Origin of the sequence: Microcoleus sp. B7-D4 (assembly GCF_036705125.1) — a bacterium.
Taxonomy (GTDB): Bacteria; Cyanobacteriota; Cyanobacteriia; order Cyanobacteriales; family Microcoleaceae; genus Microcoleus.
In genome coordinates this window covers 18,289-41,040 of the sequence record NZ_JAUBTT010000042.1, presented here as the reverse complement: position 1 = coordinate 41,040, position 22,752 = coordinate 18,289, and the positions used below count along the sequence as shown (strand labels likewise).

The following is a 22,752-nucleotide window of genomic DNA, read 5'->3' as shown; positions in this document are numbered from 1 at the left end:
CTGTCGGACTGTCCGACAGGGGTTAAAAACCCCTGTCTCATAGCGAAAGTCCTCTCAAAGAGGACTGAAATTTATCACAATCTAATTTAGGTTGGCAGTCGGTTTTAACTCACATCTTGCACCATTCTCAATTACTTGTTTAGGAACAGGCAAGATGCCTGTTCCACAAGAAGACTCATTCTTTGTGGAACGGGCATCTTGCCAGTTCTTGACAAGGGTGCAAGATATCAGTTTTAACCGACTTTTGCTATAAGACGGGGATTTAAATCCCCGGCGGGCTTGCGGGTGAATGCGAGAACTTTTGGCTGAGTCAGGCTTGAGTAAATCCGAGAGTTAGAATTTGGTAAATCCGAGAGTCAGGCTTGAGTAAATCCGAGAGTTAGAGTTGGATAAATCCGAGAGAATGTACAAAGCAGACGGAAAAAGCTAGAATGGCATCGTATCGGTTGAAACTTTAAATGAAGCAAAGCTATAACATAAGGTAACAATGACTGAAGCCTCGGATTTTTCAAATGTCGATCGCGAATTAGATGACACCATTTTAAGCTTCGCAGACATTCAGGCAGAACTCAACCTGCGCCACGCTAAAGATGCTCTGCGAGATATAGTAGAAAATCTCGACTTGACAGTTCAAGAGCGAACTGGACTAGAACCGGAAATTGGCGGGTTGGAGAAAATGCTCGACAAGCTAGAGCGCGCTTGCGTGCAAATAGCTGTGTTTGGGATGGTGGGAAGGGGAAAATCTTCGGTTTTGAACGCGCTGCTAGGTCAAAATGTGTTTGAAACTGGCCCGACTCACGGGGTGACTCGCACCACGACTATTGGCCAGTGGGATGTCGGAGAGGGAATTGATGAGAATTTGCCCGATGGCTTACGCCCCGCTACGCTACGACTTTCGCCAGTTATTTACCGTTTGTCGCAAGTAGAATTAATCGATACTCCGGGAATAGATGAAGTTGACGGCGAAACTCGCGAAATGTTGGCGCGTCGCGTTGCTCAACAAGCAGATTTGATTTTGTTTGTAGTTGCTGGCGACATTACAAAGGTGGAATACGCAGCACTTTCGCAGTTGCGGGAAGCCGGAAAACCGATGTTATTAGTGTTTAATAAAATTGACCAGTATCCTGATGCAGACAGGCTGGCAATTTATCATAAAATTCGAGACGATCGCGTGAGAGAATTGTTGTCTCCCGATGAAATTGTGATGGCGGCGGCTTCGCCTTTGACGGCGAGGGCGGTGCGCCGTCCCGACGGAAGTATGGGCGTGCAAATGACTCGCAGTTTGCCACAAGTGCAAGATTTAAAATTAAAGATTTTAGAGATTTTAGACCGAGAAGGCAAATCTTTGGTCGCGCTGAATACGATGCTCTGTGCGGGAGATATTAACGAGCAATTGGTGCAGCGAAAAATGGAAATTCGAGATAACGCGGCTAATCGAATTATCTGGAACGCGGTAATGACTAAAGCTGTGGCGATCGCACTTAATCCAATTACTGTAGTTGATATTCTTAGCGGTGCGGTAATTGATGTGGTGATGATATTAACTTTATCTAAAGTTTACGGCATTGCGATGACGGAAGCGGGCGCGGTGGAATTGCTGCAAAAGATTGCGATTAGTATGGGGGGAATTACGGCCGGTGAATTGTTGGCTAATTTTGGTTTGAGTTCTTTGAAAGGATTGTTGGGTTTGGCGACGCCGGCGACGGGGGGTTTGGCTTTAGGGCCTTATTTGTCTGTGGCGGTGACGCAAGCTGCGATCGCGGGGGTTTCTTCCTATGGTATCGGTCAAGTTACTAAGGCTTATTTGGCTAATGGTGCTTCTTGGGGAGATGATGGGCCAAAGGCTGTTGTGAGCAAGATTTTGTCTTCTTTGGATGAGGATTCTATTTTAAATCGGATTAAGGAAGAGTTGCGGGCTAAGTTGGATTTGGGAAGTGTGGAAAAACAGAAATTGCAGTGAGAAGAAGGAAGGCACGACACTGATTTTGACACGGATACACGGATTAATTATCGACAGTGAGTAGTTATTTGTTAGTTGTTATTTGTGAGGAACTACCAATAACCAATGCCCGATGTCCAATGCCCGATGCCCAATGCCCAATGCCCGATGCCCGATGCCCGATGTCCAATGCCCGATGCCCGATGCCCGATGCCCGATGCCCAATTCCTAATATTATGTTATTAACCATCTCTACAACTCGCGTACCTGCTACAGATTTAGGTTATTTGCTGCACAAACATCCCGATCGCCATCAATCCTTTCCGATGACTTTCGGGCAAGCCAGCGTGTTTTATCCAGAGGCAAATGCAGAAAGGTGCACGGCGGCTTTACTCTTAGATGTCGATCCGGTTGCTTTGGTGCGGGGCAAGTCGAAATCGGGCGATCGCCCCCTCGAACAATACGTGAACGATCGCCCCTACGTTGCCTCTTCTTTTCTGTCTGTCGCCCTCGCCAAAGTCTTTAGTACAGCTCTATCCGGTCGCTGCAAAGACCGCCCAGAACTCGCAGAAACAGCAATTCCTTTGACAGTTAATCTGTCGGTTTTGCCCTGTCGCGGTGGCGAGAAGTTCCTGCGGCAAATGTTTGAGCCCCTGGGCTATCAAGTCGCAGCAAAACCCCTGATTCTTGACGAGCAATTTCCCGACTGGGGCGCGAGTCCTTACTTTTCTGTGGAACTGCAAAATACAGTTCGTTTGGCGGATTTGTTAAGCCATCTTTACGTGCTAATTCCCGTCTTGGATGACGACAAACATTATTGGGTGGGCGATGATGAAATCGAGAAGTTATTGCATCACGGCGAAGGTTGGTTGAACGCGCATCCCGCCCGCGAACAAATTGCCAACCGCTATCTGAAACGCCAGCGCCGTCTGACGCGAATTGCTGTGGCACAGTTAGCAGAAGAAGATAATATTGACCCTGAGTATCTCGAAGTTTCTCATCAGCAAGAAGAGGAAGTTTTAGAACAGCGAATTAGCTTGAATCAAGAGCGTTTGGAAGCTGTGACGGAGGTTTTAAAGCAAAGTGGTGCTAAGCGAGTGGTAGATTTGGGCTGCGGTGAGGGAAAACTGCTGAAACTGCTTTTGAAAGAAAACTCGATCGAACAAATTACAGGCGTCGATTTGTCCTTTCGGGCATTGGAAATTGCCAGGGAACGTTTGCAAATCGATCGATTGTCTCCCGCACAGCAATCTCGCATTCAACTAATTCAAAGTTCGCTGATTTATCGGGACAGCCGCTTGACTGGTTTTGATGCGGCGGCGGTAATTGAAGTGATCGAACATCTGGATTTAGAACGGTTAGCTGCTTTTGAGCGGGTTTTGTTTGAATTTATCCGACCCAAAAGTGCGATCGTCACAACTCCAAATATTGAATATAATGTTCGGTTTGAAAACTTGCCTGCGGGCAAATTTCGCCACCGGGATCACCGCTTTGAGTGGACAAGGGCCGAATTTCAAACTTGGGCAAATGGGGTTGCCGAACGGTTTGGCTGTCGGGTAGAGTTTCGTTGTGTGGGAACTGAAGATTTAGAAGTAGGTTCGCCTACGCAAATGGCAATATTCGCCCAGTGAAAATAATACCGACAGTCTGTTTGTGCTTACAATATAGTTAAACTTGGAAAAAAGCAGGCTTCCGCTATGAGTAAATCTATTCAAACCCAGATCGTTGAAATTGACAATTCTCAGGGCATTCGCATTCCCAAATCTTTGTTAGATCAAATTGGTATTAGCGAAGCAGTAGAAATCGAAGTTCACGGCGATCGGATCGTCATTCGTGCAGCCCAAAAACCGGGTGCCGATTGGTACGTCATTGGTTCAGCCCAAAAACCGCCTGCCGGTTGGATCGTCATTGGTGCAGCCCCAAAACCGCGTGCCGGCTGGGAGGAAGCGTTCGCAAAAATGGCAGAGCAACATGATGATGTCCTTCTTGATGATGTCACCACTACGGAGTGGGAGGAGCTTGAGTGGCAATGGTAGTCTATCGTTTTGATGTTTTTCGAGTTAAGCTTGATCCCACTGTTGGCAGTGAAATTCAGAAAACTAGACCTTGTTTGGTGATTTCACCAGATGAGATGAACAAGCGCATTGCCACTGTCATCATTGCTCCAATGACAACGAAGGGGCGACCATATCCCAGCCGCATAGATTGTCATTTTCAAGGCAAAGATGGGCAAATCGTCCTCGATCAAATTCGGACTGTTGACAAAAATCGATTAGATGAATATCTCGGTCAAATCAGCGCTGACGAACAAAAAGCAGTTTTAGATACTTTGGTACAGATGTTTGCTGAATAATATTATTAAATGAAAATCACGATTCCCGAACTATCCCTAGTCGTTCTCATCGGTGCATCCGGTTCCGGCAAATCCACCTTGGCGCGGCAGCATTTCCTACCTACAGAAATCATTTCATCGGATTACTGCCGCGGTCTGGTTTCCGACGACGAAAACAATCAAGCGGCCACCGCTGATGCTTTTGAAGTATTGCATTTAATCGCGGCTAAACGTCTGGCCGCAGGTAAGCTAACTGTGATTGATGCCACCAACCTTCAGCCGGAAAGCCGCAAACCTTTGTTGGAATTAGCCCGAAAATACCATTGCTTTTTGGTTGCTATTGTGCTAGATTTACCAGAAAAATTGTGTGCCGATCGCAATCAACAACGTGCAAACCGCAATTTCGGAAATCATGTAATTCGCCGCCATGTTCAGAATTTAAAGCGATCGCTCAAATCTCTAGATAGGGAAGGATTTCGCTACGTTTACGTCCTCCGTTCCCCAGAGGAAATCGACGCCGTAGAAGTCGAAAGACAACCGCTGTGGAACAATCGCAAAGGCGACTGCGGCCCTTTTGACATCATCGGTGATGTTCACGGATGCTGCGACGAATTGGAACAATTGCTGCAACACTTGGGCTATCAAATTATCGAAAAATCCAGCGAATCCGATTGGGGGAATTTTCCCACCTACGCGCACCCAGAAGGGCGTAAAGCCGTGTTTTTGGGAGATTTGGTCGATCGGGGCCCGCGCATTCTCGACACCCTCAAACTCGTGCGAAACATGGTACTCGCAGAAACAGCTTTATGCGTACCTGGAAACCACGACATCAAACTGCTGCGAAAACTCAACGGCAAAAATGTCAAAATCAACCACGGACTCGAACAAACCTTAGCAGAAATTGCCGCTTTACCGGATGAATTGCGCGAATCAGCAGTACGAGAAATTCGCCAATTTTTAGATAGTTTGATTGGGCATTACGTCCTCGATGGCGGAAAATTAGTCGTCGCCCACGCTGGGATGAAAGCTGAATTTCAGGGACGTGCATCGCGCCGCATTCGAGATTTCGCCTTGTACGGAGAAACAACTGGCGAAATCGATGAATTCGGCTTGCCCGTCCGCTACAATTGGGCCGCCGAATATCGAGGTCAGGCAGCGGTTGTTTACGGACACACCCCCGTTCCAGAAACAGAATGGTTGAACAATACTGTTGATATTGACACTGGCTGCGTTTTCGGAGGCAAACTAACAGCTTTGCGGTATCCCGAAAGAGAATTTGTCAGCGTTCCCGCTGCTAGAATTTACTGCGAACCTGCCAAACCGATCCTCTTTCAAGACAGCCCAACTCCACTTAACAATAGAGACATTAATTCACCCGCGATCGATAGCGGTTTGGCGGCAGTGAATATCACCGCCCAACAGCAGTTTGATGACGTACTGGACATTAGCGACGTACTCGGAAAACGCATCATTTCAACTCGCCTGCAAAGTAACATTACGATTAAAGAAGAAAATGCGATCGCAGCCCTAGAAGTAATGAGTCGGTTTGCCGCCAATCCCAAATGGCTGATTTATTTACCGCCCACAATGTCTCCCGCTGCTACCTCCAAAAAACCAGGACTTTTAGAACATCCAGCCGAAGCATTTAGCTACTACCAACAGCAGGGCATATCGACAGTTGTGTGCGAAGAAAAGCACATGGGTTCCCGTGCAGTTGCGATCGTTTGCCGCGACGCATCGGCAGCTTTACGCCGATTTGGCATTCTCAGCGAGAGTATGGGCATTTGCTACACCCGCACGGGACGGCATTTTTTCGATAATTCTACCTTAGAAAGAGAATTTTTAGCGCGGGTAAATGTCGCTCTCACTGCCAGCAATTTTTGGGAGAAATTTCAAACTGATTGGGTGTGTTTGGACTGCGAATTAATGCCTTGGTCAGCCAAAGCTCAAGGTTTATTGAAAGAGCAATACGCCGCCGTGGGAACAGCATCTCGTCACGGGTTTGCGGAGGCGATTAAGAACTTAGAACAGGCAAACCAGCGGGGAGTTGAAATCAATTCTTTGCTAATCAGCTATCAAGAGCGAGCCGAACTAGCCGATCGCTATGTTCATGCCTATCAGCGCTACTGCTGGCCAGTAAAATCGCTCTCCGACCTCAAATTAGCACCTTTCCACATCTTGGCAACCGAGGGAACTGTTCACACTGACAAAAATCACTGTTGGCACATGGAACAGATTTCACAAATTTGTCAAGCTGACCCGGAATTCCTGTTAGCTACTGAATACAAAATAGTTGAAATTGCAGATTTTGACAGCCAATTGGCGGGGATTCAATGGTGGGAAAAACTGACGGCGGCGGGAGGCGAAGGAATGGTTGTTAAACCAATGGATTTTATTGTGAAAAATAGCAAAGGACTTGTACAGCCTGCGGTAAAATGTCGCGGTAAAGAGTATTTGCGAATTATTTATGGTCTGGAATATTCTTTGCCGGAACATTTAGAAAAACTGCGATCGCGCGGACTTTCCGGCAAGCGTTCTTTGGCGTTGCGAGAGTTTGCTCTCGGTATAGAAGCATTGGAGAGATTTGTTGCGGGTGCTCCTTTGAGACAAGTTCACGAGTGCGTTTTCGGAGTTTTAGCGATGGAGAGCGAACCTGTCGATCCGAGGCTGTAATCGGAAGGTAGAAAGCAGGCAAAAATCTCGATTTGACAGTAATCTGGCAGGGGTTTAAACCCCTGCCTCAAAGCTAAATTTGTCTGAAGACAGTTTAACAAATTATTAGAAAAACAACCAATTACCAATTACCAATTATTACTGTATTTTACTAACTCAGAACTTAGGTAATTGGCACAGGTTGGGCGAGTGCAGCAAATAAGGTTCGCCATGTACACCCTACTTTAATTCCACGAATCGGCGGCTGAACATCCAATAAGGTTCAGTTAAAACTATTTATTCCGGGCGAGATCCCCCTAAATCCCCCTTAAGAAGGGGGACGCAAGAGTAATTTCTTGTCCCACCCCCTACTCCCCTTCGTAGGGGCGGTGCCCCCGTGCCCGCCCTAGGCGCTAGGGGGGATCGAGCTTAACTGAGCCGTATTGGCTTAACATCAGGTTTTTAACCCTAATTGCTTCCTATTTGTAACCTCTATTTTTTTCCGACCAAATGCGGGTTGGTAGTCCCCAAACATAGACAAATCCTTCGGCAGCTTTGTGATCGAATTCGTCCTCTGCGCCGTAGGTTGCTAAGTCGAAACTGTACAGGGAATTTTCCGATTTGCGGCCAACAATTGTCGCATTTCCTTTGAACAGTTTGAGCCGCACGGTTCCAGTTACTCGCTTTTGCGTGTCCTGAATAAATGCGTCTAAAGCTGTTTTCAAAGGATTGTACCAAAGACCGTTATAAATCATTTGGCTGTAGGTTTCTTCGATGCCTCGCTTGTACCGCGTCACATCTGCTGTCAGCGTCAAACTTTCTAAGTCTCGGTGCGCGTGCATCAAAACTAAAATCGCTGGTGTTTCGTAAATTTCCCGCGATTTAATCCCGACGAGGCGGTTTTCAATCATGTCGATTCGGCCGACTCCGTGGTTTCCAACTATTTCGTTGAGTTGGGAAATTAAGGCGACTGGTGATAAATTTTTGCCGTTCAAAGTGACAGGATTTCCGAACTCGAAACCGATTTCAATATATTCGGGTGTGTCGGGAGTTTGTTCGATCGCCTTTGTCATCAAATAAACTTCCTCTGGCGGTTCCGCCCAAGGATCTTCGAGGATTCCGGCTTCAATTGCCATTCCTAATAAGTTGCGATCGATACTGTAAGGCGAAGACTTTTTCACCGGCGACGGAATGCCGCATCTTTCGCCGTATGCGATCGTTTCCTCGCGGCTCATTTTCCACTCCCGCGCTGGTGCTAAGATTTTAATCTTGGGGTTGAGCGCGCCGATCGACACATCGAACCGCACCTGATCGTTTCCTTTGCCGGTGCAACCGTGGGCGATGGCATCTGCACCGTATTTTTCCGCCGCTTCTACTAACAATTTAGCAATCAGCGGGCGAGCGAGGGCAGTCGAAAGGGGATAACGGTTTTCGTAAAGTGCGTTAGCTTGAATCGCTGGAAACGCATAGTCTTTGACAAATTCTTCGGTAGCATCAATAACTAAAGATTCCGAAGCACCGGATGCTAAAGCTTTTTTGCGGATCGGTTCTAATTCGTCTCCCTGTCCCAAATCCGCGGCCAGAGTAATTACTTCTTCAACACCCCACTCGTTTTTGAGGTAAGGAATGCAGACGGAGGTATCGACTCCGCCGGAATATGCTAGGACAACTTTTTTAGCGCGACTCATTGTTCTTTACATCCTGAATTTAACTGACATCTTGCACCCTTGTCACTAAGCTTTTCAGGGCGGGCTCTTCGACCCAACCCCTACTCCCCACAAAAAAATATCATTTTTGTGGAACAGGCATCTTGCCTGTTCGAGAGAATGGGGTAAGATGCCTGCCCCACAAGAAAATTAAATGTTTGTGGAACAGGCATCTTGCCTGTTCTGGAGAATGGTGCAAGATGTGATATTTAACCGACTTTTCATTATGCACCTAATTGAGATCGATTCTTGTCAGAAATAGTACAGATTTATATATTCTTTTTTTGCTAAACTTGGCTATTTACCGGGGGAGTTGCTGCGGAAAATCTGCTACCGTGGGATACGGTAACTGTGGCGATGGGGAAAAGCCGTGTTTTTTAGTGTTGTGATTCCGACGTATAATCGTAAACCGATTTTGGCAAAATGTCTACTGGCTTTGGAAAATCAGCAGTTCGGTGAGATTGTCAGAGAGTATGAAGTAATTGTCGTGGACGACGGATCGACGGACGGGACGCTGGAGTGGTTGGCCGCAAATGCTGACTTGTTGCCTCATGTGCGATCGATCTGTCAATCTCACCAGGGCCCGGCGGCGGCCCGGAATTTGGGCGTTGAAGATGCTAAGGGCGATACGATTATTTTTATTGACAGCGATTTGGTGGTAACAGAGCATTTTTTGCAAGCACACACCGATGCTTTACTACAGGGTTACAAAGATACTGATGCTGTTTTTACTTACGGCAGCGTGATTAATACTTGCAATTTCGACAATCCTACCTCAGAACCTTACAAAATTACCGATTTTTCGGCGGCTTATTTTGCTACGGGAAATGTGGCGATCGCCCGCCACTGGCTGCTGGCTGCTGGACTTTTTGACAATCGCTTTCAACTGTACGGATGGGAAGATTTAGAGTTGGGAGTTAGGTTAAAAAAATTAGGTTTGAAACTCATTAAATGTCCGGCTGCTGTCGGCTATCACTGGCATCCACCTTTTAGTTTAGAGCAAATTCCTGGCATGATTGACCGCGAAATTCAGCGCGGTAGAATGGGAGTTTTGTTTTATCAAAAACACCCAAATTGGGAAGTACGGATGATGATTCAAATGACTGTTTTGCACCAAATTCTGTGGGGATTTTTATCATTAGGTGGAATGCTAAATGAGCGAACGATGACTCCTTTTTTGCAGTGGTTGATTGACCAAGGCAAGCCGCAGTTAGCTCTAGAAATTGCTCGGATTTTTCTGAATTGGTATAACGTGAAAGCCGTGTACGCCGCTTGCGGGGAATTGCAGGCCGAGAACAACATACCATAAATCAGCCCGACAGCGCAAATAAAATATAATATATTGTAGGAGTCTTTCAGGGGCCATTGGTGTCAACTTAAGCTCATAATTAGTAACGGTATACTGTTTGACAATTATGCCTACACTGCCCTAGCGCTGCTTCAGAAGGGGGATTTAGGAAACAGGGCTGTTTCGGGGCAACCACGGGGGATTGCCCCTACGAAAAACCAGGCTTTTGTAGGGGGGTGCCAAGAATGCCCGCCCCCACCCAGAGATGATTTCATGGGCATTTCAGGCATCGGTGGAACCGGGCGTGGGTTTTGCCCCTACAAAAAAATGAAACCGCCCTGGATTTAGGGAACTCAAGACTTGGATACAAACCAGAAAAAAAAGAACTTTAGTCTTAAGTTGACACCCTTCGGTCTGTTTTAATTAACCTTTCGAGTGTGGGTATCTAGTGACCAAACACAATAGAGAGCCACCCGGTAAAGGGAGGAAAAACCGGGTTATAAAAATTGTAAAAGTACAAGTTTTACCTTTAATCAAAATTCCTTGCTTAGCCTGTGATTTGAGGCATCAAGGCTGTTTTCTAACTCGGCTCCGATAAGTTGAGCCACCAACATTTTCAAAAGAGCATTGTTTTTGATATAATGACAGATGATTTAGGAGTGTGCTATATAGTCAATAGTTGTGCTGGTTCATCGGAGAGTGTTAGCTACAAGCGGTTAATGACTTTAAAAATATTCCCACATATACAACTTGAAGAGTTGGAGGGTTTACTGTGAATACAACTGACGATAAAAATCCAAGACTAGAAACAATTAGACTTCAAAACACTGTCTTACAAGAAAATATTTTAATGGTGGACGACCATCCAGAAAGCTTGCGACTTTTATCCCAGCTTTTGTCTAAGCGGGGATATAAAGTGCGGCCGACACGAGATGGCAAATTGGCTCTTAACTTTGCTCTGTCGAGTCCACCGGATTTGATTTTGCTGGACATTATGATGCCCGGTATGGATGGCTATCAAGTCTGCGAACAGCTAAAAGCTTGTCCGCAAACCAAACACATTCCTGTGATTTTTATTAGCTCTTTAAATGAAGTTTTTGATAAAGTCAAAGCTTTTTCGGTGGGGGGGGCCGACTACATTAGTAAACCATTTCAAACAGAAGAAGTGGTGAGCCGTGTCGAAAATCAACTGCTTCTGAACCGTCTTTATAAACAAATTTTAGCACAAAATGCGCTGCTGCAAGCAGAAATAGAAGAACGCAAGCGGATCGAAGCCGAACTCCGAGACAGCCAACGCTGGCTGTCGGCGGTAATTCAAACACATCCTAATCTTTTGTACGTTTCCGATTTGATTGAACAGCGAACTCTGTATATCAACCGCGAAATCTATAGCGATATTGGCTACACCCTTGAAGAAATCCAGCAGATGGCAGGAGGATTTCTTCCTAACTTAATACACCCTGACGATTTGCCCGGATTCTTAGAACACATGAGCAGGATTGAGGCAGCAAAAGACGGTGAAAGCTTTGAGTTTGAGTACAGAATTCCGCACAAAAATGGTGAATATCGCTGGTTTGTTAGCGTGGATACAGTGTTCGCCAGAACACCAGACGACAAACCTTGGAAAATTTTAGGAACGGCTACTGAAATTAGCGATCGCAAACAAGCCGAACTCGAACTTAAAACAGCTTTAGCTGCTTTGGAACGGCAAATTAAGCAAAGATTTCTGCTAGAAACAATTACTCTGGAAATTCGTTACAGCTTAAAGCAGGAGCAAGTTTTTCAAACAGCGACTGCCCAAATTGGTCGCATTTTTAATGCTGATTGCTGCTTGGTTCACACCTACACAGAACACCCTATTCCCAGAATTGTTAATGTCGCTGAGTACAGAAAATCCGCCTCCAAATCGCTTTTAGATTTAGAAATCCCCATAGATGGCAATCCTCACGTTCAGTTTTTATTGTCCCAAGATCAAGCTGTAGTTTCTGACGATGTTTTTTCCGAACCGCTGCTAGAAAACGTCCGAGATTTGTGCGGTCAAATAGGTTTGAAGTCGATGATATCCATCCGCACTTCCTACCAGGGAAAAGCCAACGGAATGATATGCCTGCACCAGTACGATCGCCCGCGCCAGTGGACACCAGATGAGATCGGATTATTGAAAACTGTGGCGGCACAAATGGGAATTGCGATCGCTCAAGCCAATCTTCTCGAACAAGATAAACAACAGCGACTTAAACTTCAACAAAGCGAAGCTAGTCTAGCAGCAGCCCAAAAAATTGCCCATATCGGCAGTTGGGAATTTGATTTAGTCACAAATAAAATCACTTGGTCAGAAGAAGTATTCCGCATTTTTGGTCTTGACTCAAGTGCAACTGAACCGACATCTGCCAAACTTTTAAAGATGTGTCATCCCGACGACAGAGAATTATTTCAACAAACAGTCAGCCTGACTATCTCACAAGGAATTTCCTACAAAAGAGAGTTCCGATTTTTGCATCCTAGCGGTCAAATTATATACCTCGAAGGAAGGGGAGAAGCTGTTTTTAGTGAAACAGGGGAAGTAATCAAACTGTTGGGAACAGTGATGGATATTAGCGATCGCAAACAAGCCGAAGCAGCTTTGCAAATTAGCGAAGAACGTTTTTATCTGGCATTTGAAGGCAGTGCGATGGGATTGTGGGATTGGAATCTGGCCACGGGAGAAGTCTATTTTAATCCCCGGTGGAAAATGATGCTGGGATATGAAGTAGAGGAAATAGCAAATAGTTTTGCATCCTGGGAGCAACTGGTACATCCAGAGGATTTGTCTCCGGCTAAAGCAGCGCTAAATGCTCACCTGGAAGGCAAAAATCCTACTTACGAAGTGGAATTTAGGATGCTGACAAAATCCGGCGAGTGGAAGTGGATTTTAGCTCAAGCGAAGGTGATGGAACACGACGCTTCGGGAAATCCTTTGCGGATGACGGGCACCCATATTGATATTAGCGATCGCAAACAAGCCGAAGTAGAGTTGCAATTTAGCGAACAGCGAGAACGAGAAAAAGCGCAACAGTTAGAACTAACTCTAGCCGACTTAAAAAAGGCTCAATCTCAGCTTATTCAATCCGAAAAAATGTCAAGTATCGGGCAAATGGTAGCCGGAATAGCCCATGAAATTAATAACCCGATCAGCTTCATCTACGGCAATATTATTCCCGCCGCACAGTACGCTCGCGATTTGGTAAAATTGCTCCATATCTACCAGCAATACTATCCTGAACCAGTTCCAGAAATAGCCCAAGAATTGGAAGAAGTCGAGGTGGATTTTATAGCAGGCGATTTCCCGAAAATCATGGCTTCAATGCAAGAAGGTGCTAACCGAATTAAGCAGATAGTGCTGTCTTTGAGAAACTTTTCGAGACTCGACGAAACAGATCGCAAAGTAATAGACATTCATGAAGGAATAGAGAGCACGTTGGTGATTTTGCAGCACCGATTCCAGTCACAGCCAAAACGTCGGGAGATTCAAGTTATTAAAAATTACGGGAACCTGCCCAAAGTCGAGTGTTATCCGGCTCAATTAAACCAGGTATTTATGAATTTGCTGGTGAATGCGATCGACGCTATAGAAGAGTCATCAGCCCACTGTACTTGCAAAGTTAACCAGATTCGCATTGTTACTGAACTCAGCAGCGAAAATCAAGTGTGTGTGCGGATTGTTGACAGCGGACCCGGTATCCCTCCCGAAGTTCAGTCAAGGATGTTTGACCCGTTTTTTACTACCAAACCTGTCGGCAGCGGCACTGGTTTAGGGTTGTCGATTAGTTACCAAATAGTTAAAGACACCCACGGCGGTAAGTTGGAGTGTCATTCAGAAGTTGGCCGGGGAACAGAATTTGCGATCGAACTGCCGATTTCGCAAAAGTTGAAAGTTGAAAGTTAGGAGAAGCTGTCATATCATGTCGGGTAAATTAACCCTAATTCTGGTGGGGGCGGGTTCACCAACAATCTATAATATCAGCCACAGACGAGCGTAAACGCCCCTGCACCGTCAGATTAGGGGCAATTCAACGCACAGGATATTAATCGTCTACCAGAACCTATTTTAGAGTGCGTCATAACCTGACATTTTCTCCAGTATTTCCTGCGAACGGTCTGTCATTTAATGTAATCTCATCTTAAACATGATATAATAAAGAGTTAGCCTTTTGAGGCTCCAGACGTTGCGCTGCTAAAATTAGTAGTGAATATTACAGTTGCTATTATACAAACTCTGTCAACATACGTCTGCTGTAGCGTCTACCACATTTTAACTGAATTATGACTGACTCAATTCGCTTCCTCATGTGTGCTCCCGACCACTACGATGTGGATTACGTGATTAATCCGTGGATGGAGGGAAATGTCCACAAATCATCGCGCGATCGCGCCGTCGAACAGTGGGAAAAACTCTACCACGTCCTCAAAGACAACGCCGTTGTAGACCTCGTACCGCCCGCAAAAGGCTGGCCGGATATGGTTTTCACCGCCAACGCAGGCTTACTTTTAGGCAATACCTTCGTCCTCAGCCGTTTCTATCACAAAGAACGCCAAGGCGAAGAACCCTATTTCAAAGCATGGTTTGAAAGCAAAGGTTTCACCGTGCACGAACTCCCGAAAGACTTGCCGTTTGAGGGCGCTGGCGATGCTTTACTCGATCGCGAAGGACGCTGGTTGTGGGCCGGATACGGCTTCCGTTCCGAACTCGACTCGCACCCGCTACTAGCAAAATGGCTCAACATAGAAGTGCTTTCCCTGCGTTTAGTTGACGAACGTTTCTATCACCTAGACACCTGTTTTTGTCCTCTGACAGGCGGATATTTGCTCTACTATCCAGCAGCATTTGACTCGTATTCCAACCGCTTAATCGAAATGCGAGTTGCGCCGGAAAAACGCATTGCTATTGAAGAAGCCGATGCCGCAAATTTTGCCTGCAATGCGGTCAATATTGACAAAGTTGTGGTAATGAACAAGGTTAGCGAAGCCTTGAAAACGCGCATTACTCAGGCTGGTTTTCAAGTAATTGAAACGCCGATGAGCGAATTTCTAAAAGCGGGCGGCGCCTGTAAGTGTTTGACGCTACGGGTAACGGAACCAGTGCAAGAAGATCGATCGGCAAACGTGATGGTAGAAAGCCGCACAATTCGCATGGAAGGTCACTTGCTCGATGCGGGTTTAATCAGCCGTGCTTTAGACTTAATTGTCGATCTCGGTGGCAGTTTCCAAGTGCTCAATTTCAATCTGGGAGAGCAGCGGCAAAGCACATCATCTGCGGACGTTAAAGTTTCGGCTCCTTCCCACGATGTGATGGAAGAAATGATGGGAATGCTGATTGACTTGGGTGCAGTGCCGCCACCACAAGAGATTTGCGACGCTATTTTAGAACCGGTAGTGCAAGATGGCGTTGGCCCGGACGACTTTTATGTTAGTACGATTTATCCCACGGAAGTGCGGGTAAATGGTCAGTGGGTGAAAGCGCAAAATCAGCGGATGGATGGTGCTGTTGCTATTACTGAAACCGCTGATGGCCCAGTGGCTAAATGCAAATTATTGCGCGATTTAAAAGTAGGAGAAAAAGTCGTTGTAGATGTAGTGGGTATCCGCACCATCCGCAAAACAGAATCGCGGGAACAGCGCAATTCTCAAGAATTCAGCTTTATGTCGGGCAGCGTTTCTAGCGAGCGCCGCGTAGAATTGGTGGTGGAACAAGTAGCGTGGGAATTGCGCCAAATTCGCGATCGCGGTGGCAAAGTTGTAGTTACGGCGGGGCCTGTTGTTATCCACACTGGCGGTGGCGAACATTTAGCGCATTTGATTCGCGAAGGTTACGTGCAAGCGTTGTTGGGCGGAAATGCGATCGCGGTTCACGACATGGAACAATCGAATATGGGAACCTCTTTAGGGGTTGACATGAAACGCGGTGTTGCTGTGCGCGGCGGACATCGGCACCACTTGAAAATAATTAACACTGTGCGGCGTTACGGGAGTATTGCAAAAGCTGTTGAAGCAGGGTTGGTTACTAACGGTGTGATGTACGAGTGCGTGAAGAACAATATACCGTTTTCTCTGGCGGGTTCGATCCGCGATGACGGGCCACTTCCCGACACGCAAATGGATTTAGTTAAGGCTCAAGAAGAATATACTGAGCTGTTACGGGGTGCGGATATGGTGTTAATGCTGTCGTCTATGCTGCACTCAATTGGTGTGGGAAATATGACGCCGGCTGGTGTGAAGATGGTCTGTGTGGACATTAATCCGGCGGTGGTGACGAAATTGAGCGATCGGGGTTCGATCGAATCTACTGGAGTTGTTACCGATGTCGGATTGTTCCTAAGTTTGTTGGTGAATCAATTGGATAAATTGACTAGCCGCCATCATGTAGCTCAATCTGTTTAGATTCGGCGGTTGAAACCGCGTCTATACAAACGAAGTCCGCCTGCGCGGACTGAAGAATAGAGGCTGGTAGGGTGCACAATGTGCACCTTACAGAGCCGATAATAATGCTCATTATAATCGCTCAAAATGCGCCCCAATAAATTGAGCGATCGCCCTTTCGATCGCCCTTTTCTCCTGCAGAGGATGTAATTTCTAAATTAGGGGCGGTGACGGGAGACAAATCGCCCGGTAAAGACCTAATTCGCAACTCATTTAGCAAAGCATTAATATTGTTCGGCTCAGCATCCAGAATGCTTGCCAGCGGCAGCAGATTTTGCACTGCATATTCGCCGAGTCGAGCATTAATACTCTCTGCTAAATAGCAGAGCATAATGTATCTGCTACTGCTACTGATAATATGAAATATTTTATTCAACTCATCAAAGTATTGAGTCCCCGGTATAGATGCCGCGATTTTGGTTTCACCCTTCCAGAATAAATCTACATGAATTTGACTAGCTGGCGAAACTTTAGCCTTTGCAATCCAGATGATATTGAGGATTGGTTCCGAGTCGCGCTCGTGGAAAATCAGCCGCTTTAAACCCGATATAAATTCTGGGGAATTTAGCGTATTTTGCCATTCTCGACACCAATCATTACTTTTAGCATTTAGGGCATTTTTGACCGTCGTCGGATGTTCAATCACATCTTTTAATAAAGAAAGACTTCCCGCAGCTTTGGCAAAGTTTGGGGAGATTTGCTGGTGCAGTATCTGGTTGGGATCAATGTAATCTTTGCGCCAAGGTGCGTCGGGGATGAGAACTTGACAGGCGGGAGCAAGTGTGATGTTAGCAGTAAGAATCGGTGGGTTTTTAACTGTGCAGCCTTCTAATGACTGTTGAGATTCTAGACGGCCGATGACCTCGATCGCAGAGTTTTTATCTGCTGCGTTTAAAGGTGTGTTGCTGTACTCTGCTGCTAATTCTTCGAGAAAATCTAGGTAATCTTGTACAACAGGCGATCGCCCTTGTCCCAAAAGCTGATAGACTTCGGAAAATGGATGAGAAACCGCTATAGTTGTGCGGCGGTTGCCGAAAAAAGGCACGTCATCCAAAAAAGCGTATTTTGGCCGCCAAAACTTACCCCTAGACTCATCCCACAGACATTGACGGTGAGCAAAGCGCTTTTGAATTTGCTGGCGTTGTTCGCTGGAAATACTGCCTTTGATGAAAGTATCATCGAGATACTTGTAAATTGCCTTTACTGATTGTAAATGTGCGTTTAGAGCGTCGGATGTCGTGATTTCAACTGTCATTTTCCCAAGTTTTGATTAGTGTATCAAAGTGGTCGATAACTGTAGTGGTATCTACAGGCTGAAAACCAAGTGCAGTTCTGATTTCGGGCTTCAGCAAGTCGCGATCAGGGCGTGCAAATAAAAATTTTTGGCTAGCAACTAAGCGAACATCTTGAATGAAACAGACATCTTTAGCGCGATACAGCCTGGGTTCAGGTATCGCAGCGGCGGGATATTGGCTTAACTTCTCAGGATTTTGCTCGACAGGAAGCCAAGGTTTATCTGCGAGTGTTTCAGCCAGTGTTTTGTTGGTATTCCCAATTTGGGTATATTTTAGTGCCTCCCAATTATCAACTATGTAGTTAAAAACCGCAATACAAGCATCGGTTACTGCGCCTGTACCCGAACGATTGGCGGTTTGAATTAGATTGTCAACACAAGCTGCAATGTCATCTGCACTCAAGGTTTTTCGCATCCCCAAATTATCGAAAAAATCGAGCCAGAGTGCATAATCCTGCGAGTAAAATTCCATGTCTGGAATAGCTGCTAAATTTCCGAGAATGTTGCGGATTACTTGACTTTCGGGATTGTAAATTAGTTCGACAGAGCGTAATCTGCGATCGCTACAGCGTACCAAACGCGCCTTTTTCAGCTCTTCCTGGAATGAAAAAGCATTCTCTCCTGCTTTTTCTAGTTCTTTGCAAGCATCATTCAGATGCTCTCGAATCCACGCCAGCGCGATTAATTGTTCTTCAGGAGCAAATGAGGCATACTCAGGTAACAAACACTCGCGAATTAGTCTAGCGCGATTCAGTACCGGAACTTGCAAAAATTGGAACAGCCGCAGCCATTGCCTGTTTTTTTCTATGCGTAAAAGCCTCAACGTACCTGCAATTTCCGGCGGTTCGTATCCACCGCCCGGAAGGTAGACATTTTCATCGTTGAGGGAAACTATTTCGTGGGAAGTTGTGGGGTAAATTGGTAGTTGACGCAGCTTGTTGAGGCTATCTTGGTCGTAATTTGTTGGTTCTGAAGCTGCCAGGAAATTGAGGAGAGAGGTATAATGCTGTTGGTGGTAGGGCGGCAAACCTCGATCGCACCGCGAAGATACTGTGTCTAGGACATCTGGGCCTGTCAGAAAATAGACTAACAGATTTTTGTGTCTTTGAGCAAATTGGGCGATCGCACTTTCAAGTTTAGCCGGTGCTTTGACAAGCGTCACCCCAAAATACTGTACAGCCTCGATCGTTTCCGCTGCAATATTATCAGCGCACAACAAAGGAGTTTCCGCAGTTCCTCCTTTGTGAAGCTTACCATCATTTCCCGGAACCAGTGGAACTTTCTTTAATTCCTCGACTGTTTCTGGCGACAGATATCTGGGGGAGATATTAAAAAAATAATTGTATACGAGAGTCAACCACTCTGCATTTGGTGGATTTAGTGCATCAGATTGCCAATCGCATTGTGACTGCGTTGAACTAATGACATAAACCAATTTTCTCGCTACTTCTGTAGCCTTCATTTCTGACACGCCAATCATGTTATGTGTAGGCACTACCTGGCTTAAATCTTGATGCAAAAACCATTCTAGATGATCGGCAAATATCTGCCTTGATGTCTCTTCGGAAAAGTAAATAGTGCCTATCGGGTTGTAACCAAATACTTGCAGAGTATTATTAGCGAGAAAAGCTAGCGGCAAACCGCGCAAATCCCGGTGATTGTCGCTGATGCAATAGCGCAGCATATTCGCAATCCACTGTCTATTTTGCAAGCTGGGTTTCGGTGCATCTTGCAAGGGGACGCCTAGTTGTTTGTTTTCGGTTAAGTGTTGTCGCAAGTTAGCTGCCGTGAATGTTTGCAACAGCAAACCTGCATCTTTAAAAGCTGCCAAAATTGACTCGGGTAATGGCGGTTCGGGAATGTCGATATTGTCGGCGCGCATTGCTGCTAATAATTCGTCCCACAACTTTTTAGAAGGTAGATTTTTGACTGTCGGAGGCGTCACCCATCTTGTTTGTGACACCACGGCCCCGCTGAATAGATGTTGAGTTACAGCGTGTTCTACAGCCGATCGCACAACTGCTCTCTGATACAATAACTGTATGACAAAACGGTGCAGTTCTTCGAGAGCTTTGCTGACAGTAATTTTGCTAACAGGCCAAAGTTTGTAAAATTCCTCTGGCTGATACCTGCCAATATCTTGCACTAAATCAACAATTAAGTTAGCATAAGCGTGGGACAAAACGTGCTGTGCGAGTAGCTGGTTCCAAATAGCTCTCGGTCGGTCTTTTCCAGTTTGTCCGCTGTCGCTGCTGAGGTTATCCCGCGAACTATTTAAGTTAAAAAAACCGTTGATGTGAACGGGTAGCCCAGTTTCCAGGGGAAGTGGCAAAAAACAGTAAACTTTCCCGCCCACAGGTTGAGGATTTCCCTCGGTACTAACAGCATTAATCCTAGCAGCAGCGCCCGCCCAAGGCAATACTTTTTCTTGGCTTTCGTACATTGCTTTTATGACTTTTGCCAACTCGTCGCCTTCATCTGTGCGAATTAAACTTACTGTTCTCCAAGTTGATTTGGTATTCCGATTCCCGCTAATCGTTTCTATCTCGTGGCGGTAAGAAACTGATATTAAACCGGCTGGATTATTGTGGCACAATTCCAGCAATTTGTCTGGTGTCTGGGGAATTGCATCGAGGAGTTGTTGCCGCGATTCTCGTACTTCTTGCTGGTTCTGGGTAACAATCGCCAGAATCTCTTGCCTAGTTTCTTGACTGTTGGCGGGGATTTCGTAAACTCTAATTTCCTGAACCGATTTCAGGAATAGCAGCAGTTCTTCACCTGAATTAATCAGTGCGTCTAGTAGTTCATTGACGTTGGATTCGGTAAAAGCTTGTTTGCGAATTTCGCTATTTTTAGCGTGTTCTGCGGTTCTCAAGGGCAAGCGAAACAAAGTGCCTTGAAAATTTGTATCTCCTAATGGCAATCCTCCCGCTGCGTAGACTTGCATAAAATCGGGATATTTTTCGTACCATTTAGCGTCTGCCAAATTCCATTCGCGTCCCGGTTCTTGTCGGGAAGTGCCCGGAATCGCCGCGCCGTGAGGATCAAAAAAGATGATGCGATCGCGCGATACGAAACTCGGATAATCTGTAACATGATATATTGCATTAAACCCGACGCCAAATCTACCCGTTTTCTGCAAATCTCGGGCTTTTTCGCTTTGTCCCAGACTGCGAATGCTCTCAAAATCTTTATCTGCAAACACGCGATCGTTGTAGACTAACATCGCCGGCCCCATTAGCCGTACCATACGATCGTCAGGCAATTGTTTGACCGGATGGTGGCGCCAATCAAGAGTAATTTCTACGCGCGTTGCTTTAGCGTCGTCAGCATTTTGGATCAACTCTTTGATAATGCCAACGCCTTCGGGATAATCTCGGATAATCCCTCTCAAGCGGGCGATCAAGGGTTCGGATTGGTAGAAAGACTTGCCCTCAATTTCGCTGTTGCTGTAAGCCATAGATGTTCTGACGACTAAAAGCGGGAGGAATTTAAATGCGATCGCGCATCTTCACTTTGTATCTAATACTATACAAGCGAAGCGTAAATACAAGTAGGGTGCGCGCGCAGCAACCTACCGAAAGCTATTCGTAATATTGCAATAAAAAGCCTCAGACCCGCAAGTCTGAGGACCGGAGTTCCTGAAAATCGTCACTTCTTACTATTGTCGCCAACAAACACCACAACATACAAGAGGGGTGCAACCCAGCACGGCAGTTTTTGGCAGACAGAGATTGCTTCCTGACTCGGAAGGCGAAAACAATTTTTAATTCCACACTTCACGAAAGCAAAACAATTATTCTCGCCATTTACATATCTGGGTTGATAATTTAGCTTTAGGATGGGAGTCTGTCCTCGATCGCAATATAAGGAGCACCGTGAGTCCCCGTATATATTTGAGTCGGGCGGTAAATGCGGTTTGCCTCTAGCTGTTCCTTCCAGTGGGCCAACCAGCCGGCAACACGGGCGATCGCAAAAACTGGTGTAAATAAGTCCAGCGGAATTCCCATTTTGCGGTAAACCAAACCCGAATAGAAATCTACATTTGCATAAATTCCCTTGTGAGCTAGTTTTTCCTCAACCACTTCTTCTAACTTGATAGCAATGTCGTAATAATCGTCGTGGCCGAAGTTCTCAAACAACTGTTCCGCTAACCTCTGAAGAATAGTTGCTCTGGGATCTTTCACCTTGTAAACTCGGTGACCGAAACCCATAATTTTGTCCTTATTTGCAACGCACTTCTCGACAAAAGGCCGCACATTTTCTACCGAACCAATTTGCTCCAACATATCAATCACTTCTTCATTAGCTCCCCCGTGCAGCGGCCCCGCCAAAGTGCCAACTGCTGAAGCAATCACTCCGTAAGGGTCTGTCAGCGTCGAAGCTGTTACCATTGCCGAAAATGTAGAGGCATTAATTGTATGTTCAGCGTGGAGAGTCAGACAAGTGTCAAAAATTCTAGCTAACAGCGGATCGGGTTCTTGCTCGTTGAGCATATAAAGAAAGTTAGCCGAGTAGTCCAAGTCATCCCTCGGCCGCACCGGGTCATTTCCCCGTCGCATTTGCTGGAACGCTGCTACCATCGTGGGAATCTTCGCTAGCAGCCGCACTACAGCTTCTCGAATGTATGCTGGGTTAGCCAGAGCTCGGCGGGAGTAGAACAAGCCCAGGGCGGCCGCTGAAGCTTGCAGGGCGTCCATTGGATGTCCTCTTTCAGGAAAGCATTTCATCATGTCCCGGATGCGATATTTGATCCGGCGGTGATAGCGAATTTCATGCTCGAAAGCTTCTAGTTCTTCCTTTGTCGGAAGTACCCCCCAGATTAATAAATATGAAGTTTCGAGAAAGGAACTTTTCAGTGCCAGTTCCTCGATGCTAATCCCGCGATATTCCAGCAACCCTTTTTGTCCATCAACGTAGCTAATGCTGGACAAGGTGGCGGGAACACCTTCTAAACCTGGTTTGAATTCGCCGACGACCATTGCGATACCGTTTTATGTGAGTTCAATCTACTAAAAGTACATTACCAGAAACGAAGATAGTGTCGCAGTCTTGACAGATAATCATGTGAACAAACCTGACGGT

General features: G+C 46.1%; 12 protein-coding genes. 8 read left to right on the top strand and 4 right to left on the bottom strand.

Annotated elements, in window-relative coordinates; all coding sequences use genetic code 11:
- Nucleotides 1-487: 487 nt before the first annotated feature.
- The 5 genes from QUB12_RS17975 to QUB12_RS17955 all read left to right on the top strand — a co-directional run bounded on the left by QUB12_RS17975 (nucleotide 488) and on the right by QUB12_RS17955 (nucleotide 6,944).
- Nucleotides 488-1,960: a GTP-binding protein gene (locus QUB12_RS17975; protein ID WP_333307867.1), complete on the top strand. Its 1,473-nt coding sequence runs from the start codon at nucleotides 488-490 to the stop codon at nucleotides 1,958-1,960.
- A gap of 119 nt (nucleotides 1,961-2,079) precedes the next feature.
- A complete protein-coding gene (locus QUB12_RS17970) occupies nucleotides 2,080-3,570 on the top strand; it encodes a 3' terminal RNA ribose 2'-O-methyltransferase Hen1 (protein ID WP_333307866.1) in 1,491 nt (496 codons plus the stop codon).
- A 66-nt stretch (nucleotides 3,571-3,636) separates the two neighbouring features.
- Nucleotides 3,637-3,975: an AbrB/MazE/SpoVT family DNA-binding domain-containing protein gene (locus QUB12_RS17965; RefSeq protein ID WP_333307864.1), complete on the top strand. Its 339-nt coding sequence runs from the start codon at nucleotides 3,637-3,639 to the stop codon at nucleotides 3,973-3,975.
- On the top strand, nucleotides 3,969-4,292 hold the full coding sequence (locus QUB12_RS17960) for a type II toxin-antitoxin system PemK/MazF family toxin (RefSeq protein WP_333307862.1): 324 nt from the start codon (nucleotides 3,969-3,971) through the stop codon (nucleotides 4,290-4,292). Before QUB12_RS17965 ends, QUB12_RS17960 begins: the two co-directional genes overlap by 7 nt.
- A gap of 9 nt (nucleotides 4,293-4,301) precedes the next feature.
- Nucleotides 4,302-6,944, top strand: a complete 2,643-nt coding sequence (locus QUB12_RS17955; RefSeq protein ID WP_333307859.1) for a polynucleotide kinase-phosphatase — start codon at nucleotides 4,302-4,304, stop codon at nucleotides 6,942-6,944.
- A gap of 458 nt (nucleotides 6,945-7,402) precedes the next feature.
- On the opposite strand, the gene QUB12_RS17950 is transcribed toward QUB12_RS17955, so the two are convergent.
- Nucleotides 7,403-8,611: an argininosuccinate synthase gene (locus QUB12_RS17950; RefSeq protein WP_333141923.1), complete on the bottom strand. Its 1,209-nt coding sequence runs from the start codon at nucleotides 8,609-8,611 to the stop codon at nucleotides 7,403-7,405.
- A gap of 388 nt (nucleotides 8,612-8,999) precedes the next feature.
- Here QUB12_RS17950 and QUB12_RS17945 point away from each other — a divergent pair, with 388 nt between their 5' ends.
- The 3 genes from QUB12_RS17945 (at nucleotide 9,000) to argZ (ending at nucleotide 16,334) form a co-directional block, all read left to right on the top strand.
- Nucleotides 9,000-9,938: a glycosyltransferase gene (locus tag QUB12_RS17945; RefSeq protein ID WP_333307857.1), complete on the top strand. Its 939-nt coding sequence runs from the start codon at nucleotides 9,000-9,002 to the stop codon at nucleotides 9,936-9,938.
- Nucleotides 9,939-10,689: 751 nt separating this feature from the next.
- Nucleotides 10,690-13,842, top strand: a complete 3,153-nt coding sequence (locus QUB12_RS17940) for a PAS domain-containing protein (protein WP_333307855.1) — start codon at nucleotides 10,690-10,692, stop codon at nucleotides 13,840-13,842.
- Between the two features lie 377 nt (nucleotides 13,843-14,219).
- Nucleotides 14,220-16,334: a bifunctional arginine dihydrolase/ornithine cyclodeaminase gene (argZ, locus tag QUB12_RS17935; RefSeq protein ID WP_333141926.1), complete on the top strand. Its 2,115-nt coding sequence runs from the start codon at nucleotides 14,220-14,222 to the stop codon at nucleotides 16,332-16,334.
- A 121-nt stretch (nucleotides 16,335-16,455) separates the two neighbouring features.
- Here the strand turns inward: argZ and QUB12_RS17930 are convergent, their stop codons facing one another.
- The 3 genes from QUB12_RS17930 to QUB12_RS17920 form a co-directional block, all read right to left on the bottom strand.
- Complete coding sequence (locus QUB12_RS17930; RefSeq protein ID WP_333141927.1) at nucleotides 16,456-17,628, bottom strand: hypothetical protein; 1,173 nt, start codon at nucleotides 17,626-17,628, stop codon at nucleotides 16,456-16,458.
- Nucleotides 17,618-21,127, bottom strand: coding sequence for a sacsin N-terminal ATP-binding-like domain-containing protein (locus tag QUB12_RS17925; RefSeq protein ID WP_333141928.1), 3,510 nt, complete (start codon nucleotides 21,125-21,127; stop codon nucleotides 17,618-17,620). Before QUB12_RS17925 ends, QUB12_RS17930 begins: the two co-directional genes overlap by 11 nt.
- 376 nt (nucleotides 21,128-21,503) lie before the next feature.
- The gene (locus QUB12_RS17920; RefSeq protein WP_333141929.1) at nucleotides 21,504-22,649 is read right to left on the bottom strand and encodes a citrate synthase; all 1,146 of its coding nucleotides are present in this window, start codon (nucleotides 22,647-22,649) and stop codon (nucleotides 21,504-21,506) included.
- Between the last annotated feature and the right edge of the window lie 103 nt (nucleotides 22,650-22,752).